Here is an 8,972-nt window from a genome sequence, read left to right as displayed (position 1 = left end):
CTGACGACCACCTTGACGTGCCCGTACTTGCTCGGCGGAAGGGTCTGGAAGGTCTCCTGGAGCTGGCGGACCACGTCCGGACACGGGGTCGCGCACTTGTAGAGGATCACGATGCCGCCGTGCTCGAGGTTGTGGACGAAGGCCTCGTCAGGCACCGGCTCCGTGTACATGCCCCACTTGGCCCATACCGGCCAGTGCGGGCCCGAGGTCGGCGGGTACTCCTGATAGCTGATCGCGGTCCCCTGCGGGACGTGGTCCTGCCCCCGATCCGGCATCTTGCGCCCCGGGCCGGCCGGCTCCTGGGCGTGAGCCACGCCGGCCACCAGCCAGGCGGCCAGCGCTGCGCCCGCCAGGGCCGCCCGGCTCACGGGGAGCAGCCTTGGAGGCATGACGGTCGGGCGGCTCATTCCGGGGGCGGTGCTCCTTTTCCGCGATCTCGGCCGTGACCGGAGGGGCCGCGGCTTCAGTATAGCACCGCGAGCCGCCGGACCCGACGGCGCGGCGACTGCTGGTAGAATTGCCACATGCTGACCCGCTCCCGCCCGCTCGCCGGTGACATCGCGATCCCGCGCACCGCCGATGTGCTGGCGGTCCGCCGTGCCGCCCTCTGGACGCTCCTGGCCGCCAAGATGCTGGCCGGGTGGGGCGTGCGGTGGGACATCCAGTGGCACGTGCTGATCGGTCGCGATTCGTTCTGGATCCCGCCGCACCTCATGACCTACGCCGGCGTCTCGCTCGTCGTCCTGGTGAGCTTCGGCGTCCTGCTCTGGGAGACCCTGGCGGCGAGCGCGGCGGGCGCGGGACGCGGCCGGGGCACCATCCGGCTGCTCGGGCTCACCGGCACCCGCGGCTTCCACGTCGCGGCCTGGGGGATCTCGATCACCGTGCTGGCCGCGCCGATCGACGACCTCTGGCATCGCCTCTTCGGTCTCGACGTCACGCTCTGGAGCCCGCCGCACCTCATGGGGTTCCTCGGTGGCCTGGTCAACACGGTGGGCTGTCTCCTCATCGCCCGGGAGACGTACCCGGCGCCGAGCCGGGCGCGGCTCGCCGCCCTGGTCGTCGCCGGCGCGTGGTTCTATGGAACCCTCGACCGCATCCTGGAGCCGGCGGCGCTGGTCGCCTATCAGCACGGCGGCGTGCGCTTCCACACGTATGCGATCCTGGGTGCCCTGCTCCTGCCGCTGGCTCTCGTCGCCACGGCGCGCCTCTCGGGCCGCCGCTGGGCGCCGATCGCCCTCGTGGTGGTGCTGGCCGCAGCCACCCTGGCCGGGAGCCAGGTCGCCCGCGCCGGCTTCGCGTGGCTCCGGCCGATCCCGGTCGTCGAGGAGGAGATCGCCAGGGACCCGGCCTCGCCGATCGCGCTCGCCCACGAGATCGCCCGGAAGAACCGCCTGACGCCGGGGGCGCCGGCGGCGTTCCTGGCGTTGATCGCCCTGGTCCCGGCAGCCGTCATGGTGGGGGCAGACCCACGCCGGCGGCCGGTGGCCGCCAGTGTCGCGTGGGCCGGCAGCCTCTTCATCGTCCACGGCGTCATCCTGGCCCGGAGTCCGGCGTTCCGGTCGCTGGTGCCCGGCGCGGGCGAGACCGTGGTCGCCCTTGCGATCACGGCCGGAGCGGCGGTGCTGGGCGGGCTCGCGGCCCGGCGGCTCGCCGATCTGGTCGCGACGCGGTCTCCCGAGAAGACGCGCCCTGTTTCCGCAGCAGCTTGAAGGTGATCCTCCCCGCACACCGCCGAGTGCGGGGGACAGGGTCCATGGCCGTCATCGGTAGAAGATGTCCTGGGAGTACGGCGTCAGCAGGTCGTAGCCGGTCTCGGTCACCGCGACGGACTCGCTGAAGACGACCCCGCCGGCCATGGCCACCTTGAGATCCGGGATGAGGTGGAAGCACATACCGGCCTCGAGCACGGTCGGGTCGTTCTCGTTGATGCTCAGGATCCGTCCCTCGCCCCAGTCCGGTGGGAACCCGATGCCGATTGCATAGCCGGTCCGATGGACGAAGTACGCGGCGAATCCGGCCCGACGCATCGCGTCCCGGGCCGCCCGGTCGACCTCGTGCGAGGTGACGCCGGCCCGGATCGTCTCCTTGGCGGCGTTGAGCGCGTCGCGCGAGGCCTCCGCCATGGCGATCCACTTCCGGTCCGGATGGCCGACGATCACCGTCCGCGACAGCATGCAGTTGTACCGGTTGTGGGTCCCGCCCGCCTCCATGTACACGACGTCGTCCTTGCGAATCGGCCGGCGCCCCGCGCACTCGAAGGCGAGGCCCGCCGCCGGGCCGGCCACGAACTGGGGCGAGTGGCCGAGGTACTCGCTTCCCGCCTTGTGGAGGGCGTCGTGCGCCGCCGCCGACACCTCGGTCTCGAGGACCCCCGGCCGCACCGCCGCGATGGCCGCCTCGAGGGACGCCGCGCAATACCGGCCGGCTTCGCGGATGTACGCGATCTCCGCCGGCGACTTGACGCGGCGCACTCGCTCGATGAGACCCGAGCAGTCGGCCAGATCGTCCACCCCCAGCCGGTGGATCAGCTTCTTGTACCGCGCGACGGAGAAGAACCAGGCGTCGTCCTGGTTGCCGATGCGCTTCCGCAGCAAGCCGTACTGGTCGAGCACGCGATGGGTGGTCGCGTCCGGGTCCTCGGTGTCGCCGTATCCCTCGATGTGGTCGAGGCAGCTGTCGACCCGGGCCTTCTCCACGTTCAGCGCGCGGGTCAGGAGAATCGGCGACTGATCCAGCGACAGAATGAGGATCTGGTACGTGAAGTAGCCGAGGCTGTGATGCCCGGTGAGGTAGACGATGTTCTCCGGCACCGCGGTGAGCATCACCTCGACTCCGGCCGCCGCCATGCTGCCTCGCACGCGCTCCAGGCGGGTGCGGTACTCGTCCGGCGGGAACGGCAACGCGTTGCGGGTGAGCATGGCGATATCCTCTCGGCACGCTGACGGGTCTCCGCGAGAGCGGTGACACATCGAGGGAAGGTCGGGGCGGCCGGTCACGCGCGACGCTGGGGGTCGAGCACGTCCTGTAACGTGTCGCCGACCAGATTGAGCGCCAGGACGAGCAGGAAGATGGCGCAGCCCGGGGCGAGCGGGACCCAGGGCGCCGAGTCCAGGAAGTCGAATCCGGCGCGGAGCATCCGTCCCCAGCTCGGGGCGGGCGGCGGCACGCCGAGGCCCAGGAAGCTCAGCGTGGCCTCGCCCAGGAGCACGCCGGATGCGCTCACCGTGGTGCGCACGACGATCAAGCTGGTGAGGTTCGGGAGGATGTGGCGCGCCACGATGCGCGCCGGCCGGGCGCCCACGCTGCGCGCCGCCAGCACGAAGTCCACCGTTCGGATCGACAGCACCGCGCTCCGGATCAGCCGCGCGTATCCCGGCACGCGCACCAGGGCGAGCGCCACGATGACGCCCCAGGGGGTGTCCCCGCCGAATGCGCCCGCCACCGCCATGGCCAGCGCGATGTCCGGCACCAGATGGATCATGTCCATGACCCGCATCAAGGCCTCGTCGAGATAGGTGCCCGACCAGTATCCGGCCACGAGCCCGATGGCGACGCCCGTCGTGAGGCTGACGCCGATCGCCCCGACGAGAACATAGAGGCTCACCCGGGCGCCGAAGACGATCTGGCTGAAGACGTCCCGACCGAGCGGGTCGGTCCCGGCCAGGTACGTGGCCGAGGGCGGACGCAGGATCGCCCCGCTGTCGGTGGCCACCGGATCGAACGGCGCGATGGCCGGGGACAGGAGCGCCGCCACCCCGACGAGCAGAAGGAGTCCCGCTCCCACGGCCCCCGACGGGTACCGGGCGACTGCGTGCATCACCCGGATCAACCGGGCCGTGCCGGCCGAAGCCGGATGGATGCCCAGCGTCGCCTCGGCTGTCCGGCTGGTCACTCGTAAGACACCCGGGGATCGATCGCGGCGTACAGGACGTCCACGAGAAGGCTCGTCACCAGGGTCGCCATCGCCAGGAAGAGCATGGTGCCCTGCACCACGGGATAGTCGCGCGCCAGGATGGCTCCGAGGAGCGTCCGGCCCACGCCCGGGACCGCGAACACCGTCTCGACCGTGACGGCGCCACCGAGCATGAAAGGCACGTTCATCCCCACCATCGTGATGAGCGGGATCAGGACGTTGCGCATGATGTGCACCCACACGATCCGCATCGGTCCCAGTCCCTTCGAGCGAGCCACCGCGATGTAGGGCTGGCGAAGCTGGTCGAGCACGGCCGATCGGACGTAACGCATCAGGCTGCTCGCGTACCAGGTCCCCAGGGCCACGGTAGGCAGGGCCATCAGGCGCAGGTTCTCCCCCGGTCTCTCCCACGGCGCGACGTACCCCGACGTGGGAAACCACTTCAACTCGAGCGCGAAGAACGCGATCAGCAGGATCGCGAGGAAGAAGCTCGGCAGCGAGATGCCGCACACGGTGCCGACCGACAGCGCCAGGTCCACCTTCGACCGATGTCGCAGGGCCGCCCACATGCCCGCCGGCACCGCGATGAGGACGGCCCAGGCCGTCGCCAGCAGCGTCAGCTCGATGGTCGGGACCGCCCGGGCCAAGAGCAGCTCGATCACCGGGAGCGGGTACTCGAACGATCGTCCGAGGTCGCCCCGAAGAAGGCGGCCGAGCCAGCTCGCGTACTGTACAGGAACCGGGCGATCGAGGCCCAGCGCCGCCCGCCGGGCGGCGATCACTTCCTGGCTCGCCTCCCGACCGAGCATCAGCGCCACCGGATCGCCCCCGATGGCGTAACGCATCAGAAAGAAGACGCCCACGCTGAGAAGCACGAGGGATACCCCGATGAGCATCGACCGTCGGACGACGTACCTCCACACGGCGCCGTTACCCGTCGAGATGCCGTCCCCGGCCGGCCTCGATCGCCTGTCGATAGACGTGGTGGGCGAGGGCGATGTCATGGAACACGGTGCCCGGAGCCCGGACCAGGATGACTTCCTCGTCGTCACCGCGCCCCCGCTTGGCGCCCTGAACGATCTCGTGGAGGCGAGCGTGGACGTCCGTCTCGCTCAGTTCCCCGCGCTGAACCATGCGGGCCACGTCCTCCCGGGCCAGACACTCCCGCCAGTCGGACACGACGAGCTTCGCCGCCCTCCGGTAGACTCCGATGTCCGCCTCACATCCAGCCCCGACCAGATACACGAGCGCGCCGGGTTTGATCCACTCCGGGCGGAGGATGGGCGTGCTCGCCGTCGTCGCGGTGACCACGATGTCGGCCGGCCCGACGGCGTCGGCGACTTCGTCCACTGCCGAGACGGGCGCCTGGTCCCCGGCCTGCGCCAGCTCCACAAAGGTCCGGCGGCTCTCCGGACGACGCGACGCCACCAGCACCCGTCCCGGGCGCACGACCTCCCGCACGGCGGCGAGGATCACCCGGGCGAGGGGACCGGTCCCCACCAGGCCGACGGTGAGCCCGGACTGTCGCCTGGCCAGATGTCGCACCGCCACGGCGGCCAGGGCGCCAACGCGCATCTGATACAGATCGTGCTCGGCGATCAGGGCCAGGGGTGTCCCCGCCCTGGCCTCGCTGAGCACGACGAGGCGGGTCGAGCGGCTCGGGTCCGGCCCCGCCACCACCACCCGGAACCCCACGATCCCGGCGAACGCCAGGTGGCAGACCTTCGAGAAGCAGAAGGTGTCCCCCGCCTCGGCCGCGTTGCCCGGAATCCGGAGGGACAGCCGTCGGGCATCGGGCATGAGCACCGTCTGGTCCGAATACCGCGCCAGGGCTGCCTGCAGCACCGCGACGGCTTGACCGAGGGTCACCAGGTCCCGGATGTCGTCGCGCGACAGGAAGAGCATCGGGCGCAGACCATGCGGCGGCGGCGGGCGGTTACCTGGGCTGGAACCCCATCTCGCGGAGCCGGGGGATCAGATTGGGCATCCACTGGAACCCGGTGACGGTGCTCCGGTGGGCCGCGAACCGCGGCGTGAAATGGTAGAAGATGTATGAGGCGTCTTCCACGATCATGCGCTCGGCGTCGCGATAGGCCGGCCGCCGCGCCCCTTCCTCGTAACTCGACAAACCGGCTTCCAGCAGCTTGTCGGCGCCCGGGTTCCGGTACTTCGAGCTGTTCGCGTACCCCTTGCTGTGGAACAGGATCCACGCCAGCTCGTGCGGGTCCGTGTACGGGGTCCAGCGCATGGGGACGGTAAAGGGAATCTCCCCGCGGAGGACCTTCACGTAATGGTCGTTGGGATCGACTAGCTGGATCTTGACCCGGATTCCGACCTTCGCGAGCTGCGCCTGGACGAGCTCGCCGGTCCTCAGGTCGTCCGATGCGCTGGGGACGTGCAGGACGAGGTTCACGCCATTCGGATACCCGGCTTCGATCAGCTTCTGGCGCGCCCGCTCCGGGGCATACGGCATCCCGGCGTAGTCGGGGCTCGCCCACCAGCCGGCCGCGAAGAGCTTGCCGCTCGGCTGGCCCGTCCCATGGTAGATCACCCGGTGGATCTCGTTTCGATCGATGGCGAACGCGATGGCCTCCCGCAGGGCGCGGTTGTCGAACGGCGGAGCGTCCACCCGCAGCTGGATGCTGTCGAAGCGCATCCCGCGAGACTCCACGATCCGAAACATGGGCTCGCCGGCCAGCGCCGCGACGTCCTTGGCGCCGACGTCGTAGATGAGATCGAGCTCACCGGCCCGGAGCTTGGCCAGCCGGACGGCGGGCTCCGGCACATCGAGGAAGGTCATGCCACCGGCCAGCGGTTTGCCCGGTTGCCAGTAGCCGGCAAACTTCTCGAGGACGACGCGGTTTCCCGGTACCCACTCGACGAACCGGAAGGGTCCGGTGCCCACCGGGTTCCGCGCGAAGTCCGCCCCGAACTTGCGGGCCGCCGTCGGCGACACCATCAGTCCCGGGCGATCGATCAGCACCGACAGAAGCGGGGGGAAGGCTTGCTTGAGGTTGATGCGCACGGTGTGCCGGTCGAGGACGTCGATGCTCCCGATCACCTCGATGAACCGGGACTGGTGCTCCGATTTGGTGGCCGGATCCATCACCCGCTCGATGTTCCACTTGACCGCGCCGGCGTCGAAATCGGTCCCGTCGTGGAACTTGACTCCCGGCTGGAGGCGGAACGTCACCGACAAGCCGTCCCGCGCCACACTCCACGACTTGGCCAGCCCCGGCGTGAACTGCGAGTCCTCGTTCACATCGACCAGCGACTCGTACAGGACGTGAAGGACCGGACGGTCCTCCAGTCTGGCCCCCAGGTGAGGGTCGAGGCTGCGACCCCCGGCCCCCCGAGCGACTCGGAGGGCCGGCTCGTCGGCGGCCCGCGCCGCCATGGTCGGACCCGACGCCCAGAGGACGATCGCCACCAGCGCCGGCCACCCGACGCGCTCGAGGTGCTTCATGAGAGTCCTCCCGTGCCCCGCCCGTCCCTCGGCCTCAGGGCGCCCGCTGTTTGAGCCACGCCTCGACGTCAGCGAGCGGCAAGACGTCGGCATACTTGGCGTTCATATCGAACAGGCTCACGCGGTGGGGAGTCTCGGCCCGGTCGAAGACACACTCCTCCACCACGATGGTGCGATACCCGTAGCTGAACCCATCGATCACCGTCGCCAGGACGCATCCACTGGTGGTGCAGCCGGCCACCAGCAGGGTGTCGGCGCGAAGCCGGACCAGGTGACCGGTCAGGGGTGTGCCGAAGAACGCGCTGGGCCCCGGCTTCGCGATGATCACGTCGCCCGGCTGGGGCTCGATCTCCGCGACGATCGGCCCCCCGCCGGACGACCGGGCGTCGCTCCCGCTCGGGATGCCGTGCGTGTAGAAGACGGGCACCCGACTCCGCCGGGCCGCCTCCAGGAACCGGCCGATGTGCGGGAGAGACCGCCAGGCCCGCTCGCCGCAACTGTAGCGAGACTTCCGGATGGCCTGGAGGATCGGCTCCGGCGTCTGGCCCGTGAAGCTGTACTCGACGTCGATCACCAGCGCAGCCGGGCGGTCCCCGAACCCGACCGGCCGGCCATACCCGGCGAGCCGGAAGAGCGTGAGCTCGTCGGGCGTCAGGGCATCGCGCCAGGTCGCCACCGGTCGAGTCCCGTCCGGTGGCGCGCCTAGGCCTGGCCGCGCGTCAGCCGCATGTGCTTGGCGCCCTCCCACTCCACTCGCTTGGCGATCTTCATGAAGTCCCCGAGGTCTCCGATCAGCCGACCGACTCGGGGGGCCGGGTGCGGCCCTCGCGGACCCCGCATTTGGGCGGGCCCGTAGATGAAGCGAAGCCCGTTCCATCCGGGGAGAAAGATGATGTCCCCGGGCTTTTGCAACACCGAGAGGTTCTCCGGCTCCGGGGGCTCCGGGATAGTCACCCAGAGGCGCAGCATGTCGCCGCTCCACACGGTATTCGTGACCTGCCCCTCGAGCGGCAGCGCGTCCCAGATCGCCTGACAGATCTTGGGAGCCTGGGTGTCCAGCAGCTCGGCCCTCAGGTTCAGCCCCTCGTACTCGACCTGAAACGTCCTCACGGGTCTCCCCTCTCTCAGTGGCGGAGTGAAGTCAGACGTCGGTTGCCCCGGTGGCCCCGGATCCCTCGGCCGAGGGTGTCAGGTCTTTCGGCGGATCACGAACCGCTTCGCGCCCTTCCAGACCAGCTCGTCCCCCTTCTTGGCGAACTCCGCCAAGTCGCCCTCGATCATCGCCACCGGCGTGACGAACAGCGGGCCCGTCTGCCACGAAAACTGCGACTCGCCGTAGGCGACCGCGAACTCCTTCGCCGGCCGGAAGTACACGACCTCCCCTGGCGCCTGGAACGCGCAGGGCGCCTCCATCCCGAACGGATAGCCTCCGTCTCCCGCCGGCAGGTCGATCGGGGTGTTGGTGTGGAACATGGCCCCCGACCACTTGGCGTGGGTCACCCGGTCCTCGTAAGGCAGCGCCTGCCACATCAGCTCACAGGTCTTGGGAGCCCGCTCTTCCAGCAACCGGGCGGTCACCACGACCCCGTC

Annotated in this window: 10 protein-coding genes; 1 reads left to right on the top strand and 9 read right to left on the bottom strand. The window is 70.0% G+C overall.

Annotated features, from left to right (window positions below; translation table 11 throughout):
• Positions 1-368, bottom strand: a 368-nt coding sequence (locus VGW35_26380) for a DUF3105 domain-containing protein (protein HEV8311205.1), incomplete at its 3' end; no start/stop codon positions are given.
• A gap of 156 nt (positions 369-524) precedes the next feature.
• Between VGW35_26380 and VGW35_26375 the strand changes: the two genes are divergently transcribed.
• Positions 525-1,712 carry a hypothetical protein gene (locus VGW35_26375; GenBank protein HEV8311204.1) on the top strand — a complete coding sequence of 396 codons (1,188 nt, stop codon included), beginning with the start codon at positions 525-527 and terminating at the stop codon, positions 1,710-1,712.
• A 51-nt stretch (positions 1,713-1,763) separates the two neighbouring features.
• On the opposite strand, the gene VGW35_26370 is transcribed toward VGW35_26375, so the two are convergent.
• From VGW35_26370 to VGW35_26335, 8 genes are all read right to left on the bottom strand, one after another.
• On the bottom strand, positions 1,764-2,921 hold the full coding sequence (locus tag VGW35_26370; protein ID HEV8311203.1) for a Xaa-Pro peptidase family protein: 1,158 nt from the start codon (positions 2,919-2,921) through the stop codon (positions 1,764-1,766).
• Between the two features lie 74 nt (positions 2,922-2,995).
• Positions 2,996-3,895, bottom strand: a complete 900-nt coding sequence (locus VGW35_26365; GenBank protein HEV8311202.1) for an ABC transporter permease — start codon at positions 3,893-3,895, stop codon at positions 2,996-2,998.
• Positions 3,892-4,920, bottom strand: coding sequence for an ABC transporter permease (locus VGW35_26360; GenBank protein HEV8311201.1), 1,029 nt, complete (start codon positions 4,918-4,920; stop codon positions 3,892-3,894). Before VGW35_26360 ends, VGW35_26365 begins: the two co-directional genes overlap by 4 nt.
• The gene (locus VGW35_26355) at positions 4,847-5,821 is read right to left on the bottom strand and encodes a hypothetical protein (GenBank protein ID HEV8311200.1); all 975 of its coding nucleotides are present in this window, start codon (positions 5,819-5,821) and stop codon (positions 4,847-4,849) included. The genes VGW35_26360 and VGW35_26355 overlap by 74 nt, the downstream gene beginning before the upstream one ends.
• A 31-nt stretch (positions 5,822-5,852) precedes the next feature.
• Entirely contained in the window at positions 5,853-7,382 is a 1,530-nt protein-coding gene (locus VGW35_26350) for an ABC transporter substrate-binding protein (GenBank protein ID HEV8311199.1), read from the bottom strand.
• 34 nt (positions 7,383-7,416) lie between these two features.
• Complete coding sequence (locus tag VGW35_26345; GenBank protein HEV8311198.1) at positions 7,417-8,058, bottom strand: isochorismatase family protein; 642 nt, start codon at positions 8,056-8,058, stop codon at positions 7,417-7,419.
• Positions 8,059-8,084: 26 nt separating this feature from the next.
• Positions 8,085-8,492, bottom strand: coding sequence for a DUF3830 family protein (locus VGW35_26340; protein ID HEV8311197.1), 408 nt, complete (start codon positions 8,490-8,492; stop codon positions 8,085-8,087).
• 78 nt (positions 8,493-8,570) lie between these two features.
• On the bottom strand, positions 8,571-8,972 hold a 402-nt coding region (locus VGW35_26335), incomplete at its 5' end, for a DUF3830 family protein (protein HEV8311196.1).

Source organism: Candidatus Methylomirabilota bacterium, from assembly GCA_036005065.1.
In the GTDB taxonomy this organism is placed as follows: Bacteria; Methylomirabilota; Methylomirabilia; order Rokubacteriales; family DASRDR01; genus DASYQW01.
Note: the sequence above shows the minus strand (reverse complement) of the source record. Positions and strands in the feature narration are given on the sequence as shown.

What these genes read in the sequence shown, in the direction of transcription:
- VGW35_26375 (HEV8311204.1), top strand. Translation starts at nt 525, where the DNA reads ATGCTGACCCGCTCCCGCCCGCTCGCCGGTGACATCGCGATCCCGCGC.
- VGW35_26360 (HEV8311201.1), bottom strand. Translation starts at nt 4,920, where the DNA reads ATGACATCGCCCTCGCCCACCACGTCTATCGACAGGCGATCGAGGCCG.
- VGW35_26370 (HEV8311203.1), bottom strand. Translation starts at nt 2,921, where the DNA reads ATGCTCACCCGCAACGCGTTGCCGTTCCCGCCGGACGAGTACCGCACC.
- VGW35_26355 (HEV8311200.1), bottom strand. Translation starts at nt 5,821, where the DNA reads ATGCTCTTCCTGTCGCGCGACGACATCCGGGACCTGGTGACCCTCGGT.
- VGW35_26350 (HEV8311199.1), bottom strand. Translation starts at nt 7,382, where the DNA reads ATGAAGCACCTCGAGCGCGTCGGGTGGCCGGCGCTGGTGGCGATCGTC.